Here is an 18408-nt window from a genome sequence, read left to right as displayed (position 1 = left end):
CATGGCCGCCCGTTTCTTCCCCATCATGTTTGTCCTGCTTTGGGCCACCGGCTTCATCGGTGCAGGGCTGTCCATGCCTTATGCCGAACCGTTTACTTTCATGGCGGTGCGTTTTTCCATTGCCGCGATCATCATGACACTTTGGGCGCTGGCGAGCCGGAGCATCTGGCCCAAGGGCGATGTGCTTCTTCATGCGGCGATTGCCGGTTGTCTTATCCACGGTGTTTATCTTTCCGCCTTGTTCTGGGCGGTTCACCACGGCCTGCCTGCGGGAATGTCCGGTCTGGTGGCGGGACTTCAGCCGATGCTGACCACGCTGATTGCGGCCATTCTTCTGGGTGAACGGGCGAGCGGACGGCAATGGACAGGGCTTCTCATCGGTTTCATTGGTGTCGCGATGGTTGTATGGCCAAAGTTTTCGGCGGGTAGCGGGGTTGATCCGAAAAGTCTTGCGGCGGCTTTCTTGGCCGTAGTGGCGATCAGTACTGGCACTGTCTGGCAGAAGCGGTTTGGAACTGCTGGCGATCTCAAGGCCGGGACGGCGGTGCAATATATCGCCGCTGCCATTCTGACCGCTATCTGCGCCTTCGCCTTTGAAACGCGGGTCATGATCTGGTCGCCATCGCTGATCTTTGCGCTGGTCTGGCTGACGCTCGCCATTTCTATCGGTGCCATTCTGGCGCTTCTCGTCATGATCCGCGAAGGCGCTATGTCGAAAGTCGCATCGCTGTTTTATCTGGTGCCCGGTACTGCCGCGGTCATGGCCTATCTGATTTTCGGCGAGACGCTGTCGGCAATCCAGATCGCAGGCATGTTGGTGACGACGCTCGGCGTTGCACTGACTACTTTACGTCGATAAGCTCGGGTTGTTGTTCGCGCTTGCGAAAGATCATAATCGCGGCGTTTATTTCCGCACCGATGATGAAGATTGCTGACAGCATGTAGAGAAAGACAATCGCCACCATGATCGAGGCGAGGCCTGCATAGGTTGTCACATAAGTGGCGAAGGTTTCCAGATATTTTGCGAAGGCCATTGCGGCGGCAAGCCAGGCGATGAGCGTGATCAATATGCCGGGCAGGATATCACCGAGGCTTCGACGTCCGGCTGGAAGCCAGATATGCACCATGAATAGTGCCAGAACCAGAACCGCCACAGCCACCGTATAACGCCAGAAGGCAATTGTGCCGGTGAACGGCGCAATATCTGGAAACCATTGTTCGGCAATACGCACGGCAAGCGGGGCCAGAACCAGCAGGAAGCTGATTGCCATCAGGCTCAATGTACCGACCAGAACGAAGCCCAGGCTTTGCAGGCGGCAGAAAATGATCGAGCGCTGGTCGGTGACGCGATAGGCGCGGTTGAGCGCAATGCGCAACGCCTCGACGCCATTCGAGGCAAAATAGGCCGCTGCAATCACGCTCAATGTCAAAAGTCCGCTGCGCTGCACGGTCAGCACGTTCATCACTTCGTTGGCAATTGGAGCAGCGATATTCGACGGCCACATATCGAAGATGACATGCACCGCCGTATCAGCAAATTCCTTGGTGCCGAGAAAGCTCGCCAGCGTGGTAGCAAAGATGAGGAACGGAAACAGTGCCATCAGGCCGGAAAGCGCAATATGGCTGGCGAAAGCCCAGCCATCGTCGGAACTGAAATGACCGATGACATCATAGGTGATCTGACGGAGAAAACGTTTGATTTTTCGCATCCGCAGATTTGTCCCCTAAAGCCTTGGTCGGTATTCGATAGGTGTTCAGCCTGTGTTTCAAGGCCTTAAATCTAGCATCGGTCTGCGGATTGCAAGGGCAGGACCCGTTTTAAACCGGAGCCGAATCAAGCAAGCTTGTTGAAATTGCAGCGGGAAACGAACCTATGGCTCCGGCACATTCCGGTCAGAAGCGACAACGCAGTATCATCATCACCGGCTGTTCCTCCGGTATCGGAGCCTATTGTGCCGAGGCGCTTCGGAGCCAAGGCTGGCGCGTCTTTGCGACCGCCCGCAAGGATGCGGATATCGCGGCACTCAAGGCAAAGGGAATGGAAGCCCATTATCTCGACTATACGGAGCCGCAGTCGATCGCGGTCTTAGCCGATGAGGTGCTGCGCCAGACTGGCGGCAAGCTCGATGCCCTGTTCAATAATGGTGCTTATGCTCAACCCGGCGCGATAGAGGACTTGCCGGTCGAAGCCTTACGCCAGCAGTTCGAGGCCAATTTCTTCGGCTGGCACGACCTTACCCGACGTGTGGTTCCGGTTATGCGGCGGCAAGGATATGGGCGCATTGTGCATTGTTCGTCGATTCTGGGATTGGTTCCGATGAAATGGCGCGGCGCTTATGTTGCGTCCAAATTCGCGCTTGAGGGGCTGATGCTTGCCCAACGCATGGAGCTGGAAGGCTCTGGTATCGATGTGTCGCTGATCGAGCCTGGCCCGATTGCTTCGCGCTTTACCTATAATGCCGCCCGTCACGCCAGAGCCAATATCGATATGGAAGCTTCGGTGCATCGTGAACTCTACCAGCGTCAGATGGCGAAATTGGAAAGTGGCGGTACAAAATCCAAGAACAAGCTTGGACCGGAAGCCGTCTATGCTGTACTGCTTCATGCATTGGAGGCGCCGCGTCCCCGTCCGCATTATGTGGTGACGAGACCGGCGAAACTTGGGTCACTGGCACGGCGCCTGATGCCTGCACGCTGGCTTTACCGGATGCTGTCCGACCAGTCATGAGGTCAGGAACAGTGCGCATGGGAAGGAAATAAAATGGACGTTCTGTTCAAGGGCGCGGCAATGGTGGCCATGTTTGCTGTGGCCGTCGTTCTGATCATCGGTCTGCGCAACATGATGCGCGGCGGTGACGGCAATTTCTCGAACAAGATGATGCAGCTGCGCGTTTTCTTGCAGTTCATTGCCATTGTTCTGATCGTTGGCGCGATCTATTTCGCTCGCCAGAAAACCGGTCAGTAAATATGGTCAAGCTCAACAAGATTTATACCCGGACAGGCGACAAGGGCACAACCGGGCTCGCCAGCGGGCCACGGCGGCTGAAGTCAGACCTGCGTGTCGAAGCCTATGGTACGGTGGATGAAACCAATGCCTGCATTGGCATGGCGCGCCTTCACACCGGCGGCGAAGATAATCCTCATGCGCAAATCGATGCCATGCTGGGTCGTATCCAAAATGATCTTTTCGACCTTGGCGCGGATCTTTCGACGCCGGATGATGGCAAGCCGCTGGCCTATGAACCGTTGCGCATCGTCGCATCGCAGGTTTCGCGTGTGGAAGCCGATATTGATCTCCTCAATGCCGATTTACAGCCGCTGCGTTCGTTCATTCTTCCGGGCGGCTCGGCGGCATCTGCCGCGTTGCATCTCGCTCGCACGGTTTCACGCCGGGCCGAGCGCCTGATGGTTGCGCTTGCTCGCGTCGAAGGAGAGGTCGTTTCGGCGGAGGCTTTGCAATATATCAACCGCCTCTCCGATTTTCTGTTCGTGGCGTCGCGAACCGTCAACGATAACGGCGCGCAGGACGTTCTCTGGGTGCCGGGCGCCAACCGCTAATCAGACGCCACGTCTGTTGCCCCAGATCAGCACGTGAAGCTGGGGCAGGACGTGCGCTTCGTACCAGCCATCCGCAATTACCTTTTCGACCAGCCATTCCATTCGCCGCATGATGCCGTCGATATCGATTGCGGCATCATGTGCTTCGGGCGGCGGCGGTGTGTGATTGCCGGGCTGGAGATAGACCGGTAGACCGGAATATTGACTGGCTACATCTTTCGCGAAGGCATAATCGGCATCGTTAAAGATGACGAATTTCAGCACCGTTCGCGGCGTTGTGCCTGCAGCCTCGACACAGGCCGCCAGCGCGTCGAAATCGGAGCTCATGCCGCTTGAAGGTGGTTTTGGGCTCAGTACCAGTGTGTCGAGCGCGGAAAACCAGTCTTGCGCGACCGAACCTTGAGTTTCCAATGCAAAGCGATAGCCCTCGGTCTTGCCATGCTCAATCAATGGTCCCAGCGGTTGAATGGCCGGATTGCCACCCGAAAGTGACACTGTTAGTGGCTTTTTTCGGGAAAGTGCCGTCACTTCATCCCAAATCGCTTCCACGCTCATTGCCTTCCACTCGCGACGAAAGCGGCTTTCGACAGCATGCAGACTGTCGCACCAGACGCAGCGATAATCACAGCCACCGGTTCGCACGAACACCGTCGGCTCGCCGATCAGTACACCTTCGCCCTGTATCGTCGGGCCGAAAATCTCCGCGATGCGTATTTGCGTCACGGTCTGTACTCGGCCCATGTCTTGGGCGTTTCACTGATCCGCACGGCGGAAATTTCCGGCCAGCGGACATGGCACCAATCGAAAAAATGCCGGGCGAGTGTTTCAGCCGTGCTCTGGTTGTGACCCAGAACATCGTTGAGATGGCGGTGGTCAAAACAATCATCGATATAGCGCTTGAACGGCGCCAGCTCGTGATAGTCGCGGACAAAACCGTGCTGGTTCAGATCGGGAGCCGAGAGCTCGACCTCCACGATATAATTGTGGCCGTGCAGACGGGCGCATTGATGGCCCTCTGGCAGGCCGGTCAGCTGATGCGATGCGGAGAAATGAAATTCCTTGGTAATGCGAAACATCAGGCGTTCCTCTTCTCGATTGCCGAGCGCCAGAAATCCGCATCTTCATAGGGGGTAGTGTCTTCGACACCGGCGATATGAAAGGCCTCGCGTCGTTCGACACAGGTGCCGCAGCGTCCGCAGTGATGTTCGCCACCCCTGTAGCAGGACCACGTTGCGGCAAAGGGCGTACCGTATTTTGCGCCGTCGATAACGATGTCGGCTTTCGATGCGTGCACATAAGGCGCGAGCAGCTTTATGTTCGCATAACCGTCCAGTGCATGGTTTTGCATCGTCTGGAAGGCATCGATAAAGCCGGGGCGGCAGTCGGGATAGATGAAGTGATCGCCGCCGTGGACTGCAACGGCTATGGCGTCTGCCTTTTGTGCCGCCGCCACGCCGAATGCGATTGCCAGCATGATCGCATTGCGGTTGGGAACGACGGTGATCTTCATCGTTTCCTCGGCATAGTGTCCGTCCGGCACATCGACATCGTCGGTGAGTGCTGATCCGGTCAGGCTTGCGCCGATATCGGTGATGACGATGACCTGATGGGGAACGCCGAGCCTTTCGGCGCAGACTTTGGCTGAATCCAGTTCCTTTTTGTGGCGCTGGCCATAGTCGAAGGAAAGGAGGGCGGTGAGTTGATGTTCCGCTGCTATTTTGCAGGCAAGCGAAACGGAATCGAGTCCGCCGGAGCAGACGACGAGCGTTTTCATAAGTCAGGGTTCCTTGTTTTGACCGGGTAGGCTGCGACCGGATTGCGAGGCGTTACCTAAAGCATGGTGCATCGCTTGTAAACGACATGAAAACAGGAGGCGTGGAATTGCTCAGTTTCGGAATGACCTCGTGTCAGAATAAATTGATTTTAATCGATATAGCGGCGTGTGCCTGATTGACGTGCACGTCAACCGTCTTTAGGTTTCGTGCCGGTTCCCGGCGGATAGGCAGCGCATTTGCGTCATAACCCAAGTTGCGCTGGTGCCGCTTTCATGTCGGATTTTGACATGCGGGTGGGAGTTCACGGCGGCATAGTCGTGCTGCAAGAGTCATTGAAGAGGTAATCGCGGATGAAAGTCCTTGTCGCAGTAAAACGGGTTGTCGATTACAACGTGAAGATCCGTGTAAAGGGAGACGGTTCGGGCGTTGAGCTTGCAAACGTCAAGATGTCGATGAACCCTTTTGACGAGATCGCGGTTGAAGAAGCGATCCGTCTGAAGGAAGCGGGCAAGGTGACGGAAATCGTCGCGGTTTCGGTCGGCCCGGCACAGGCACAGGAAACGTTGCGTACTGCACTTGCCATGGGTGCGGATCGCGCGATCCTGGTAAAGTCGGACGAAACGGTTGAGCCGCTTGGCGTTGCCAAGGTTCTGAAGGGCGTGGTCGATGCGGAAAAGCCGGATCTCGTCTTCCTCGGCAAGCAGGCAATCGATGACGATTCAAACCAGACCGGCCAGATGCTGTCGGCGCTCCTCAACTGGAGCCAGGCTACGTTCGCCTCGAAGGTGGAGTTGGGTGACGGTTCGGCCAAGGTAACGCGTGAAGTTGATGGCGGTCTCCAGACCATCGACGTGAAGCTTCCGGCGATTGTCACGGTCGATCTTCGTTTGAACCAGCCGCGTTATGCGTCGCTGCCGAACATCATGAAGGCCAAGAAGAAGCCGCTCGACGAAAAGTCGCCTGCTGATTTCGGTGCCGACATTGCCCCGCGTCTCAAGGTCCTGAAGACGGAAGAGCCAGGCGGCCGCAAGGCTGGTGTGAAGGTCGGCTCCGTTTCCGAACTGGTCGAGAAGCTCAAGGCCGACGGCGTACTGTAAAGAAATCGGAAGGGACAAGACATATGGCTATTCTTCTTATTGCCGAACACGATAATGCAACCCTTTCCGACCAGACGGCGAAGGCGCTGACGGCGGCTGCCCAGATTGGCGGCGACGTGGATGTTCTGGTTGCAGGCAAGGGAGCAAAGGCTGCGGCCGATGCAGCCGCCAAGCTCAAAGGTGTACGTAAAGTTCTGCTTGCTGAAAGCGATGTACTGGAAAACCGTCTGGCCGAGCCAACGGCAGCTCTCATCGTGGAACAGGCGGGCAATTACGATACGATCATCGCACCGGCGACGACCTCGGCCAAGAACATCCTGCCGCGCGTGGCAGCGCTTCTCGATGTGATGCAGCTTTCGGAAATCATGGAAGTCGTATCGGCTGATACGTTCAAGCGCCCGATCTATGCAGGCAATGCAATCCAGACCGTGCAGTCCACCGACGCCAAGAAGGTGATCACGGTGCGCACGGCTTCGTTCCAGGCCACCGGCGACGGCGGTTCGGCTGCCGTTGAAAGCGTCAATGCGGCTGCCGATCCGGCGCTGTCGAGCTTCGTGGGCAATGCGTTGTCGGATTCGGATCGTCCGGAACTGACCTCGGCCAAGATCATCATCTCGGGTGGTCGTGCACTCGGCTCTGCCGAAAAGTTCCAGGAAGTGATCCTGCCTGTAGCTGACAAGCTCGGTGCGGCGGTTGGCGCCAGCCGTGCTGCGGTCGATGCGGGTTATGCACCGAACGACTGGCAGGTTGGCCAGACGGGCAAGGTGGTCGCACCGGATCTCTACATTGCGGTCGGTATCTCCGGCGCAATCCAGCATCTGGCGGGCATGAAGGATAGCCGCGTGATCGTAGCGATCAACAAGGACGAGGAAGCGCCGATCTTCCAGGTCGCCGATTACGGCCTCGTCGGCGATCTCTTTACAGTTCTGCCCGAACTGCAAAAAGCGCTTTAATCGATCAGAAAGCGGCGGGCCGGTCCCGCCGTTTTTTATTTTTGAGGACTTCAGGCACGAAAGCGCTGATTTTGCTTTCGCTGAATGAGGGCTGTATCTGTCTTAGGCAGAATTGGTATATTGAAGCATTCCCAGCAAAAGTGCGAAGCGGTTTTGCTGGGGTAGTGCGTAAGAACAAAAGTTAGAGCAGATGCTCTCGGCCTTGGCTCTGTTGTGGAGCGGCTGAATGAAGGAGTTATAACTGTGGCAATCAAGACGGTAGGGGTGGTCGGCGCAGGACAGATGGGCAGCGGTATTGCTCATGTATGCGCGCTGGCCGGGTTTGATGTGCTTCTTCACGATGCAGCAGCGGACCGGCTGGAAAAGGGCATCGCCACCATCAATGGCAACATGGCGCGTCAGGTTGCTTCGGGAAAATTGCTGGAAGATCAGCGCGCTGCAGCGATGAAGCTTATCCGTCCGGCAAATTCCATGGCGGATCTGGCGGGTGTCGATCTGGCTATCGAAGCAGCAACGGAAGACGAAACCGTCAAGCGCAAGATTTTCGCGCAGCTTTGCTCGGCTTTGAATCCGGAAGCGATCCTCGCGACCAACACATCATCGATCTCTATCACGCGTCTCGCATCCACGACCGATCGTCCGGAGCGTTTCATCGGCATTCATTTCATGAATCCCGTTCCGGTTATGAAGCTTGTCGAACTGGTGCGCGGCATAGCGACGGATGAAGAAACCTTCCGCAAGTCGAATGATTTTGTGACTGCGCTTGGCAAGACGGTAACCGTTGCCGAAGATTTCCCGGCCTTTATCGTCAACCGCATCCTGTTGCCGATGATCAACGAGGCCATCTACACGCTTTATGAAGGCGTCGGCAGCGTCGAGGCCATCGATACGGCGATGAAGCTTGGCGCCAATCACCCGATGGGCCCGCTCCAACTTGCCGATTTCATCGGCCTGGATACCTGCCTCTCCATCATGCAGGTTCTGCATGACGGGCTGGCGGATTCCAAATATCGCCCGTGCCCGCTTCTGGTCAAATATGTCGAAGCAGGCTGGCTGGGGCGCAAGGCGGGCCGTGGCTTTTACGATTATCGTGGCGAGCATCCGGTTCCGACGCGATAAGCCTCACGATCCTTCGCCCATGAAAGGCCGGTTCGAACCGGCCTTTTTCAATTGTGGCAACAAATTGCGGCCTGTGGAAAAGCTTCAACATCCTTACCATTAACTTACCCTTAACCATAAGAGTTCAGGGCTTATTCATCTTTGATTGTTAAAGTTTTCATTAAGATGTTCGGAAATGAACAACGTTTCAGCGCCCGGTTAACCGGGACAGGACGGGCATCCATTCCGAATAGCGTGTTTTTGACGAAGGTTAAGACGATGAGCATTCTTGTTCAGCTGCGTGACAGCGTTAATGTCATCCGCGAGTTCGTCGCACCGAGCTACAGGCCCGAGCGCCATTATATGCGCGGACCAGGCCCGGCTTGCGCCGCGCGTACCCATCATTGATATGAGCGCTTAGAGCATAATCCGACCGGAGTGGAACGGGACGGATAAGATTATGCTCGAAACATATGAAGTTAGAGTGCTGATCTGATCCGATCGAAACGCGCTTAAAAGCCTGCGTTTGCTTGACGAACGGATCGGCATTCTAAAAAGTAAAGCCAGAACGGTTCCCCGCTCTGGCTTTTGTTTTTTGGCTACTGCGTGTGACAGCGGATTATTCCAGGCCTTCAAACAATGCCGTTGAAAGATAGCGTTCGGCAAAGGATGGAATGATGATGACGATGTTCTTGCCGGCGTTTTCCGGGCGCTTGCCGATTTCGACAGCGGCAGTCAGAGCCGCGCCGGACGAAATGCCGACCGGAATGCCCTCAAGGCGGGCCAATAGGCGTGCATTGGCGAAAGCATCTTCGTTCGATACCTGAACGACCTCGTCATAGATGCTGGTATCGAGCGTCTTCGGAGCGAAGCCTGCACCAATGCCCTGAATCTTGTGTGGGCCGGGTGTGCCGCCGGAAAGCACCGGTGAATCTTTTGGTTCCACTGCAATCACCTTGAAGGACGGCTTACGCCCCTTGATGACCTGACCGACGCCGGTAATCGTGCCCCCCGTACCGATGCCGGAGATCAGTATATCCGCTTCGCCATTGGTGTCGTTCCAGATTTCTTCTGCCGTCGTGAGACGATGAATTTCTGGATTGGCCGGGTTTTCGAACTGCTGCGGGATGATCGCGTTCGGATTGCCTTCTGCGATGGCTTCCGCTTCTGCGATAGCGCCCTTCATGCCCTTGGCACCTTCGGTCAGCACCAGTTCGGCACCGAGAAGCTTCAAAAGCTTGCGGCGTTCCACCGACATGGTTTCCGGCATGGTGAGGACGAGGCGATAACCCTTGGCTGCAGCGGCAAAGGCAAGCGCAATACCTGTATTGCCGGAGGTCGGCTCGACGAAGACCGTCTTGCCCGGCACGGCTCGACCGTCACGCTCCAGTGCTTCGATCAGCGCCAGACCGATACGGTCCTTCACGCTTGCAAGAGGGTTGAAGAATTCCAGCTTGGCCAGAAGATTGGCTTCCACGCCCTTTTCCTTGGCGAACTTGTCGATGCGCACAAGCGGCGTATTGCCGATCGTATCGAGGATGGAATTGTAAACGCGGCCACGGCCTGCGGTTTTACCGGCTTGCTGTTCGTTCAGGGGCTTGTTCATGGCGTGATCTCCCTTTTTGTCGCGCAAAGTTTAAGAGGAAACTGCGCAAAAGCATAGTTGGGCACGTGCGCTTGTCGTATCAAGTTTAGAATTTTATTCTTTATAATCATATAAATTAGAAGTAAATTCCATCATAATTGGGAGGCTGCGTATTAGCTTGGAGTAAAGCTCGATTGATCCGCGTCAATGCGTTCTGGCGGTAAGGCGCGCATCATTGAGTATCAGGCAGCCAGGAGAACACAAATGTACAAGAACATATTGATCGCAACCGATGGATCGGAACTTGCTGAAAAGGGCGTCGACCAGGGCGTCGCACTGGCCAAGGAAACAGGTGCGAAGGTTATCTTCGTTTCCGTGACCGAGCTTCTGCCATCCTATGGTATTGTGGTCGCCGCTGAATGGGCATCAAGCCCGGCGGCGTTTCAGGAATATCGTGAGGCTATCACCAAGGCGGCCACGGAAATCCTGTCGAAGGCCAAAGCGAAGGCAACGGAGATCGGCGTCAATGCTGAAGCCGTGCATGTCGAGAACCAATCTCCGGCGCAAGGTATCGTCGAGGCTGCAAAAGCCAGGAATGCCGATCTGATTGTCATTGCCTCACATGGTCGTCGCGGTGTGAACAAACTGCTGCTCGGCAGTCAGGCTGCGGAAGTTCTGTCGCTCAGCACTGTGCCAGTGCTGGTCATCAAGTAATCGACGGCTAAACGGCGCCCTTCCGGCATCGCAGCGATTTCCCTAAAAGGCATAACAACGCAAGAAGATTCCTGATTACCTCTGTTAAGCTCCTCCTGTCCGAATACGGACGGGAGGATTTTCTCAAGGAGATATTCATGACTGCGCCACGGCCTTCAAAGACCATGTTGGGCAATCATCCGCTTCATCCTGAAACGCAGATGCTCAATTATGGCTACGACCCGGAGCTTTCCGAGGGAGCGGTCAAGCCACCGGTATTCCTGACGTCGACTTTTGTCTTCAAGACGGCGGAAGACGGACGCGATTTCTTCGATTTCGTTTCCGGTCGCAAAGAACCACCCGCCGGTGTCGGTGCTGGTCTCGTCTATTCCCGTTTCAACCATCCCAACAGCGAGATCGTTGAAGACCGCCTCGCGGTCTATGAAGGCACCGAGAGCTGTGCGCTGTTTTCTTCCGGCATGTCGGCTATTGCCACGACGCTGTTTGCTTTTGCACGCCCGGGCGATGTCATTTTGCACTCGCAACCGCTCTATGGCGGCACGGAAACGCTCCTTGCAAAGACGTTTCTCAATTTCGGCGTTGAAGCCGTTGCTTTCGCCGATGGCGTGCACGAAGCCTCGATAGAACAAGCAGCCGACGAGGCTGTTCGCAAGGGACGTGTTTCGGTGATTCTGATCGAGACGCCTGCCAATCCGACCAACAGCATTGTCGATATTGCCGCCATCCGGCGTGTCGCGGAAAAGATTGAACAAAAGCAGGGGCATCGTCCGATCATTGCCTGCGACAATACCCTGCTCGGCCCGGTCTATCAGAAGCCTCTCGACCACGGTGCTGATCTTTCGGTCTATTCGCTGACCAAATATGTCGGCGGACATTCGGATCTGATTGCCGGGGCAGTGCTGGGTGCCAAGGCTGTTGTAAAGCAGGTCAAGGCATTGCGTGGTGCGATCGGCACGCAGCTTGACCCGCATTCATGCTGGATGCTGGGTCGCTCGCTTGAAACGCTCGGACTTCGCATGGAACGCGCCAACAACAACGCGCAGGCAATTGCGGAATTCCTGCGCGATCATCCGAAAGTGGAGAAACTGCATTATCTCCCATTTGAGGATGAGAGTTCGGATGTCGGCGCGCTGTTCAAGCGCCAATGCAGCGGTGCGGGGTCAACTTTCTCCTTCGATATTGAAGGCGGGCAGGCGGCGGCATTCCGCTTCCTGAATGCGCTTCAGATATTGAAGCTTGCGGTCAGTCTTGGCGGCACGGAATCGCTGGCAAGCCATCCTGCTGCAATGACCCATTCAGGCGTTCCCGTCGACGTGCGAGAGCGTATCGGCGTACTGGACTCGACGATCCGGCTCTCCATAGGCATCGAGCATCCCGACGATCTGATCGCCGATCTGGCGCAGGCGCTCGAAGCGGCGTGAAAACTTTATGCGACGGAAAGCAGCGACCGGTTGTCGGTGCTTTCCGAGATTAGAGCGTCGATCTGATTGAATCAGGTTGACGCTCTAACTGTTTGTTTTGACGCGCATCTCATCCGAAAACCGTTTCACACTTTTCGGGATGCGCTCTAACCCACTTAATCCAATTCGGGTTAGTTGGCAGGAATGCTCACTCGTCAGAAGAATGCGCATCTTCATACGCTTTGAATAGAGAAGTAACGAGAACGCCGTTTATCCGCATACCCGTCACGTCAGCATCGGTTATATTCGTATATGCCAAGGTGACGCCGCTTATAGCCAGGCCACTCATGTTGGCATTCGTAATGGCTGCGCCGGTCATGTTGATATTATGAAACCGTGCTTCTGCCAGATTAACATCGTCAAAATCAGCGTTGCTCAAATTTGTATCGACAAACTTCGCCTTGGCCAAAACAGCGAAGAACTTTGAACCGGACAGATCTACACCATCGAAATTCGAGCCTGACATATCCGCACGTTCATAATGTGCATTTTGCAACTGAGGCCCTTCGAAGGAGCTTTTCTTCGGTGTGCCATTCATGGTGGGGTGCCTCCTGCGCCTGTATCACTGAAGTATTAAAACGGCATCATCGTTGTCGATATGGAATGAATAAGCAAACAAACGTTCGCAGAACACCAATTTGGTGGTCGTCTCGATCGCCATTGTTGAAACTAGCCAGAATGATCTTTCGGGCTGGTGCCCAACAGGGGCATGATTTCGGATATTTTTTTGAAATATGGTGCGGGTGGTCGGAATCGAACCGACACTCCTTTCGGAACCGGATTTTGAGTCCGGCGCGTCTACCAGTTCCACCACACCCGCACATTTCTGCCGAAGCAGTTCGATATGGTCCAAAGGGACAGCGGGTTGGGATATACCGACTAAACGAAACGAGGTCAATTGCTCAAAAGCGCAGCTTGCATCGCTCTTCGGAAAGAAGACTGTAAGGGTAAGAACTCATGACACGTGATCCACCCAGCCGCCCGTCTTCACGGCTGCGTTCCGGTCAACGGACCTGTTCCTGATAGCGTCAGGCGGAACAGGCCATATATGTTCACAGCGGCTTGGAAATAAGCTGCTGCTCTTTATCTGCGCAAGTTCGCTTCAACCAGATTCCAGAAGACCAGCAAGGCTATGAAGCCCAGCAGGACGTAATCCAGCGTGCTGACATAGTGAAAATATTCCATGGCGCATCTCCTTCCCCGGGAGGGCGCTATAGCGTTTGAGCCAGACGGAAGCTTTTATAATTATCCGGGCTTCGGACACTTGTTCAAAGTGCCGGATTGCACCGGTGCGGACCTCCTCTTCCGCCTGTCCATGCGCTCTCCCAAGACAAAGTGTACCACGCTTTGTTAGCAGGCTCAAATCATTGGTTAGGCTGGCATAATCAGCCGCATTCGCTTGGCGCCAAATGTCCTAGTGTGGTTTACGGATTTGAAGTTCCTGAACGATGATGCCATGCAAATGACAGGAGCTTCAAATCCACCACACTAGTTCGACGTGGCGACATTGGCTTTTCGGCAGTTGGCAAAGCGGTCCAGCGCCTGATCATAGGCCGATGTTTTCACGCCCATCATGCCGATGACCGTGTGGAACAGATTGTCGTGCGAGGAGGGGGCTGCAGTATCCTGCTTGATGCAAGCCGTGTCGAGCCTGGTGGCGTTCACATAGTCCGGCGAGAACCACGCGACGAATGGAATGTGTGTTTGGACGTCGGGGGCGATGAAATAGGGTGCCGCATGTAGATAAAGGCCATCTTCACCCAGCGATTCGCCATGGTCGGACATATAGATCATGGCGGGGGCAAAACGTTCTTCGCTTGCTTTCAGGACGTTGATGATCTCCGACAATATGTGGTCGGTATAGAGGATCGAGTTGTCATAGGCGTTGATGATCTGGTCGTTGGTGCAATCGGAAAATTCGCTCGTGCGGCACTCTGGCTTGAACTTGGCGAATTCCGGCGGATAACGGCGATAATAGGATGGCCCGTGACTGCCTGTCATATGCAGGACAATCGTGGCATTGCCATTGACGTCCTTCAGGTGGTCGTGGAGCTGGTCGACCAGAATCTGGTCAAGACATTCGCCGCCTTCGCAATATTGCGCATTGTTGGAATTCTGCAGGTCGACCGTCCGGATGCGGTCCGAAACGCCTTTGCTGCCGGTATTGTTTTCGTACCAAGCAACCTGCACGCCAGCATGGTTGAGGAGGTCCATCAGATTTTCCGAACTATGGAACTTGGAGCTCGAATAATCCTCGCGCGGAAAGGGCGAAAACATGCACGGCACCGAAACTGATGTATCCGTACCGCAGCTCGTGGTATTCGTGAAGGTGACGATATCCTGCTGCTTGAGCTCGGGATTGGTCTCACGCGGGTAGCCGTAAAGGCTGAAATTCTTGGCGCGCGCCGTTTCGCCCACCACGATAACGGTCAGGAGCTTCTTACCCGACGCTATCGGCGGCAATGCCTGTTTGGCATCGAGGCCGAGCGGCTGCATCACGATCTGCCTGTCATTCAGGTCGCGTACGATATATTGCACCGTGCTCTTGAGCGGTGTGCCGGGCATGAGCCGTTCCATGATGTCGGAGCGGTGTTCGCGATACATTGAGGAGAAGCTGCCGTAATCGGAGCCAATAAGCGCGACTGCGACAGCCAGGCAGACGATGATCGAAACGGTATTGACCAGAAGCTTTTGCAGCAAAGGCCGGTGCTTCACGCGGACCCAGATGACGAGAAGCGAGGGGATGACTGCGTAAAGCAGCATATGCAGCAGAAAGCCCGTCGTTATCAGATGGCCCGACTCGGCTTTTGTCGTCGTCAGCGTCGCCTCGACCACGTTGCGGTCAATGATGGTGCCAAACGTGTCTGTAAAATAGGACCCGCCTGCGGCGACCCATATTGCGAAAATCAGAACCGGCTTGATGATGTATTTCGCCGAGAAAGCCATCAGCACGGCGATATGGATGAGAAGGATAGCTGCCGCCCCAACAACCAGCTTTTGCGGATGATCGGAAAAATAGGCGATCAGCCGCTGCCAGAAAGAGGTGTTGGTGAAAGCGAGGAGATAAATCGCGGTCAGGACGCAAAGCGTGCCGCTGGCGATAGTCGGGCGTGGAAACCGCATTCCTGAACCTTCAAAATCCCAAAGTGGCTGTTGAGGATGGAGCTTCGCAGGGCTTCTGCAAAACTGCAATCGCAACTTTCTTGCCGGATAAATCCGGCGCAGGAGATTCAGGACAGTGATTTCTAGGCTTTTTTAAGGTTGCTTAAATTCGACCCTATTTCCTCTCGGTGAAGCTGCGGATGCGATTGCGCACGATGCGGGCCAGATTGCGTGTCCGCTGATAAAGATGGATCTGCGAGGCAGCCTGACGGACGAGCTTGTCGGTGGAAGGATTGAGGCCAATCACCAGTGTTTCGATTGTCTCGCGCTTGTCGAACAGCCGCGTCATGACCGGATGGTCGGGGACAGCGCAGGAATCGGTGCGATTGATGTTGGGATCGTTCAGATGGTTCTTTACGACTTCGATCATCAGAAGAACGCCGGGCGACCAGGCGTTCAGGCTTTCGTCATATGCGGTCTTCCAGGTCCAGGCTTCTCCCGAAACCGTAAAGACGATCAAAATGGCGATAACCCGTCCATCCAGTTCCAGCGTATGCACGCGCACGCAGTCGCGTTCAGCAAGATTGTTGACCGCTTCGCGGGCGAAGGCGGCGCGAAACCGGTCGACGGCCATGGCGGTGCCGCGTTTGCCTTTCCAGCCACTCGCTTCCAGCGTCAGGAAATGCTCGAACGCGTGACGCACATCGTCGGGCGTGCGGGCGACGCGATAGGCAAGCTCGCCCTTTTCGGCCAGCCTGCGCCACAAGCGATTGTAATCCCGACGATGGTGTGCGCCGATTGCTTGCTTGATATAGGCGTCGCCGTCCAGATCGCTCTCGAGAAAGGGGCGCTCCTTCTGCTCTATGGCGACCAAAGGCAATTGACGGCCCACCGCCACAGAACGGATCAGTTTTGCCGCCGGGCCGTTAGCCCGCATTTCCGGCAGCACAAGCACGTCCGGCAATTTGAGATGCCTGCGCGCCAGAATATCGAAAAGGTCTTCCAGCACACCCACCGGGTCGTCGTGATCGATCAATGGGGTGCCTTGCGGCCCGAACGGTGTCGACCAGGCACGGATCACAGGCGTCGATAGCGGCAGGCCAGGACGCTCGATCGTATAGGGCATGACGAAGCGCAGACGGCTGCGGATTTCGTTTTCGTCGCGCATGACCATGAAGCGAACTTCGCGGTCTTCAAGGCGCGGCATGGCTGGCGCCAGAAACCGTGCATTGAAGAACACGTTCGGCTCGACGGTCCGGTTGCTCAGGTGGTCGAGTTCGTCGCGCAGTTCGAAGCCTGCTGCAGCGCCATAAATCGCGAGCTTGCGCGGTATATCGCGGCTGTGAAGGCTTTCTTCCAGCTTCTTGATGGCTTCGTGCGCCATACCGCTCTCGGAGAGTTCCGATACGATGTGAGCTGCATTTCCGCCTGCTGATTCTTCAAGCAAAGGTTTCGCGGCCATTACAAAGTCCCCTCCGAGGTCTTGGTACGGTCTCGTGGAATGAGAATGAACATGGTTATGTGCAAGGTGCGTGATACGGCAGCCGAAAGAAGTGCCGCTTCCATCAGCATGGCAATAGCCGTTGAAATGGCGGCGCCCGTCAGGCCGAAGCGCGGTATCAGGACCAGATTGAGAATGACGTTGACAGCAAGAGTTGCCGCATAAAGGAGCGCGCAGATATTCTGCTTTCCCGACATGTTGAGGAGGCTTTCTGCCGGGCCGACGCTGGCGCGCGCGATCACCCCGATAATGAGGATGAACAGAAGCGGATAGCCTGCTGTGAAGGCCGGACCGAAAAGCCGCAGGAGCGGATAGCCGGTGAGCAGAATGATGGCGCCGAGGAACAGCGTCGGCCAGAATGTCCAGCGTACGGAGGCCTCGGCAAAACTTGCAAATTCGGCGCGATCGCCACTGTGCAGCAGGTCCGAATAACGCTGGGCGACGCTGGCCTTTACTGCGAAATAGACGAAATGGGCGAGCGCCATGATCTTCGTAGCCGCAAAATAGATCGCGACATGCTCGGGGTCGAGCGCGTGGCCAACCATCAGAACATCGACATTGATGAGCAGGAAGAAAAAGCCTTCCACGAGGAAAATCGGCAGGGCAACTTTTATCCATTCGCCAAGACGCTGTTCGCGCCCCGCGGCGGGAATATCTTTCTCTACTGAGCGGTCGACAGTCAGAAATTGCCCGGCGGTGGTGAGCCAGGTTGCGGCAATCGATACTGCCAGCGCGATAGTCGCAGTGGAGGGTAGTCCCGCTTCATGCGCGATAATCATGAACAGGAGAACCAGAAGCGGGCGGACGATATAGCTTGGCGTCAGCGCCATCATCACCCAGGTGCGAGAGCGGGCAATGCCATCCAGCATATTGCCGAGCGTGATCATCGGCAGGCAGATGAAGCCGAGGATGAAGGGCACGAGATAATAGCTCGACACATGGTCCTTGAGCAGAAGCAGCAGCCCTGCACCCAGAAGCGCGATGAGTGTAGCGGCTGTAAAAGCGAAGATGCGTCCGGTCCGGATAATGCCGCGCACGAGGCCGAACATATGGCGCTGCACATATTCCGGTACGAAGCGGATGATGGTGGTGTGCAGTCCGAAACAGGCCAGATCGCCGATGATAATCATGGTCAGCCAGACGAGGACGAAGATGCCGTACTCGAATTCACCCATCCAACGCGCCAGAATGACCTGAGACAGAAGAGCTATTGCCGCACTCGCCACGCGCACGGAAAAGGCAATGAGGGACGAGCGCTGCGCGCTTGCCTGCGGCCCGCTATCCGTAAGCACAGCATCCAGCCGCTCCGTCAAGGGACGAAGCCTGGCCGCGATCCTGCCGGGTAGAAACCGGCTCGCCGTTTCAGCTGCCGAAAACCGCACTATTTGCCAACCCTGTCTTTGCGGGTCTCTCAGGACCCGCTTGTTCTGCACCGAATAACCCGGCTTTTCGCGCCTATGCTTTGCTGCCTATGGCGCGCATGGAAACCTTAGACAGGAGTTCTTTATAAAGAGAAAAAGAAAAAGTCTAATCTGTCGAAGGTCGGAAGACTTCAAGGAATGGTG

19 protein-coding genes and 1 tRNA gene are annotated in these 18408 nt (G+C 55.7%); 10 read left to right on the top strand and 10 right to left on the bottom strand.

Going from position 1 to position 18408, the window contains the following annotated elements:
- The first annotated feature begins 1 nt into the window (after position 1).
- Positions 2 to 859 (top strand): DMT family transporter, encoded by an 858-nt coding sequence (locus F9K94_RS10055; protein ID WP_151645424.1) that lies wholly within the window; start codon positions 2 to 4, stop codon positions 857 to 859.
- Here F9K94_RS10055 and F9K94_RS10050 read toward each other — a convergent pair.
- Positions 843 to 1709: a YihY/virulence factor BrkB family protein gene (locus F9K94_RS10050; RefSeq protein WP_061344479.1), complete on the bottom strand. Its 867-nt coding sequence runs from the start codon at positions 1707 to 1709 to the stop codon at positions 843 to 845. The genes F9K94_RS10055 and F9K94_RS10050 overlap by 17 nt on opposite strands.
- A 164-nt stretch (positions 1710 to 1873) precedes the next feature.
- Between F9K94_RS10050 and F9K94_RS10045 the strand changes: the two genes are divergently transcribed.
- From F9K94_RS10045 to F9K94_RS10035, 3 genes are read left to right on the top strand one after another with little or no spacing between them, the layout of a single operon-like run.
- Positions 1874 to 2728 (top strand): SDR family oxidoreductase, encoded by an 855-nt coding sequence (locus F9K94_RS10045; protein WP_151645422.1) that lies wholly within the window; start codon positions 1874 to 1876, stop codon positions 2726 to 2728.
- Between the two features lie 33 nt (positions 2729 to 2761).
- Positions 2762 to 2965 (top strand): twin transmembrane helix small protein, encoded by a 204-nt coding sequence (locus F9K94_RS10040; protein WP_010657522.1) that lies wholly within the window; start codon positions 2762 to 2764, stop codon positions 2963 to 2965.
- A gap of 2 nt (positions 2966 to 2967) precedes the next feature.
- Positions 2968 to 3558: a cob(I)yrinic acid a,c-diamide adenosyltransferase gene (locus tag F9K94_RS10035; RefSeq protein ID WP_151645420.1), complete on the top strand. Its 591-nt coding sequence runs from the start codon at positions 2968 to 2970 to the stop codon at positions 3556 to 3558.
- Here the strand turns inward: F9K94_RS10035 and queE are convergent, their stop codons facing one another.
- Genes queE through queC form a run of 3 tightly spaced genes read right to left on the bottom strand, consistent with a single transcriptional unit; the run spans position 3559 to position 5332 of the window.
- The gene (gene queE, locus F9K94_RS10030; protein WP_151645418.1) at positions 3559 to 4299 is read right to left on the bottom strand and encodes a 7-carboxy-7-deazaguanine synthase QueE; all 741 of its coding nucleotides are present in this window, start codon (positions 4297 to 4299) and stop codon (positions 3559 to 3561) included.
- Positions 4278 to 4634, bottom strand: a complete 357-nt coding sequence (queD, locus tag F9K94_RS10025; RefSeq protein ID WP_151645416.1) for a 6-carboxytetrahydropterin synthase QueD — start codon at positions 4632 to 4634, stop codon at positions 4278 to 4280. The genes queE and queD overlap by 22 nt, the downstream gene beginning before the upstream one ends.
- Positions 4634 to 5332, bottom strand: coding sequence for a 7-cyano-7-deazaguanine synthase QueC (gene queC, locus F9K94_RS10020; RefSeq protein ID WP_151645414.1), 699 nt, complete (start codon positions 5330 to 5332; stop codon positions 4634 to 4636). Before queC ends, queD begins: the two co-directional genes overlap by 1 nt.
- 351 nt (positions 5333 to 5683) lie before the next feature.
- On the opposite strand from queC, the gene F9K94_RS10015 reads away from it, so the two are divergent.
- The 4 genes from F9K94_RS10015 (at position 5684) to F9K94_RS24840 (ending at position 8889) form a co-directional block, all read left to right on the top strand.
- Positions 5684 to 6430, top strand: coding sequence for an electron transfer flavoprotein subunit beta/FixA family protein (locus tag F9K94_RS10015; protein WP_010657517.1), 747 nt, complete (start codon positions 5684 to 5686; stop codon positions 6428 to 6430).
- A 23-nt stretch (positions 6431 to 6453) separates the two neighbouring features.
- The gene (locus tag F9K94_RS10010) at positions 6454 to 7383 is read left to right on the top strand and encodes an electron transfer flavoprotein subunit alpha/FixB family protein (protein ID WP_061344473.1); all 930 of its coding nucleotides are present in this window, start codon (positions 6454 to 6456) and stop codon (positions 7381 to 7383) included.
- Between the two features lie 243 nt (positions 7384 to 7626).
- Positions 7627 to 8502, top strand: a complete 876-nt coding sequence (locus F9K94_RS10005) for a 3-hydroxybutyryl-CoA dehydrogenase (RefSeq protein ID WP_061344472.1) — start codon at positions 7627 to 7629, stop codon at positions 8500 to 8502.
- Positions 8503 to 8760: 258 nt separating this feature from the next.
- A complete protein-coding gene (locus tag F9K94_RS24840) occupies positions 8761 to 8889 on the top strand; it encodes a hypothetical protein (RefSeq protein WP_255362115.1) in 129 nt (42 codons plus the stop codon).
- 211 nt (positions 8890 to 9100) lie between these two features.
- Here F9K94_RS24840 and cysK read toward each other — a convergent pair whose 3' ends face one another.
- A complete protein-coding gene (gene cysK, locus F9K94_RS10000; protein ID WP_151645412.1) occupies positions 9101 to 10087 on the bottom strand; it encodes a cysteine synthase A in 987 nt (328 codons plus the stop codon).
- A 243-nt stretch (positions 10088 to 10330) separates the two neighbouring features.
- Between cysK and F9K94_RS09995 the strand changes: the two genes are divergently transcribed.
- Positions 10331 to 10780 (top strand): universal stress protein, encoded by a 450-nt coding sequence (locus tag F9K94_RS09995; RefSeq protein ID WP_061344470.1) that lies wholly within the window; start codon positions 10331 to 10333, stop codon positions 10778 to 10780.
- A gap of 137 nt (positions 10781 to 10917) precedes the next feature.
- Entirely contained in the window at positions 10918 to 12201 is a 1284-nt protein-coding gene (locus F9K94_RS09990; protein ID WP_151645410.1) for a cystathionine gamma-synthase family protein, read from the top strand.
- Between the two features lie 187 nt (positions 12202 to 12388).
- Here the strand turns inward: F9K94_RS09990 and F9K94_RS09985 are convergent, their stop codons facing one another.
- From F9K94_RS09985 to F9K94_RS09965, 5 genes are all read right to left on the bottom strand, one after another.
- The gene (locus F9K94_RS09985) at positions 12389 to 12778 is read right to left on the bottom strand and encodes a pentapeptide repeat-containing protein (protein WP_151645408.1); all 390 of its coding nucleotides are present in this window, start codon (positions 12776 to 12778) and stop codon (positions 12389 to 12391) included.
- A 197-nt stretch (positions 12779 to 12975) separates the two neighbouring features.
- Positions 12976 to 13060, bottom strand: a tRNA-Leu gene (locus tag F9K94_RS09980).
- A 668-nt stretch (positions 13061 to 13728) separates the two neighbouring features.
- Entirely contained in the window at positions 13729 to 15363 is a 1635-nt protein-coding gene (locus F9K94_RS09975) for a phosphoethanolamine transferase (protein WP_151645406.1), read from the bottom strand.
- A 154-nt stretch (positions 15364 to 15517) separates the two neighbouring features.
- Positions 15518 to 16804 carry a type IV secretion system effector crotonyl transferase BspF gene (gene bspF, locus F9K94_RS09970; protein ID WP_061344466.1) on the bottom strand — a complete coding sequence of 429 codons (1287 nt, stop codon included), beginning with the start codon at positions 16802 to 16804 and terminating at the stop codon, positions 15518 to 15520.
- Positions 16804 to 18225, bottom strand: a complete 1422-nt coding sequence (locus F9K94_RS09965; RefSeq protein ID WP_192799492.1) for a lipopolysaccharide biosynthesis protein — start codon at positions 18223 to 18225, stop codon at positions 16804 to 16806. The genes bspF and F9K94_RS09965 overlap by 1 nt, the downstream gene beginning before the upstream one ends.
- Between the last annotated feature and the right edge of the window lie 183 nt (positions 18226 to 18408).

The organism is Brucella tritici (assembly GCF_008932285.1).
In the GTDB taxonomy this organism is placed as follows: Bacteria; Pseudomonadota; Alphaproteobacteria; order Rhizobiales; family Rhizobiaceae; genus Brucella; species Brucella tritici.
The sequence above is the reverse complement of the archived record's forward strand: the minus strand, read 5'-3'. Positions and strand labels throughout refer to the sequence as shown.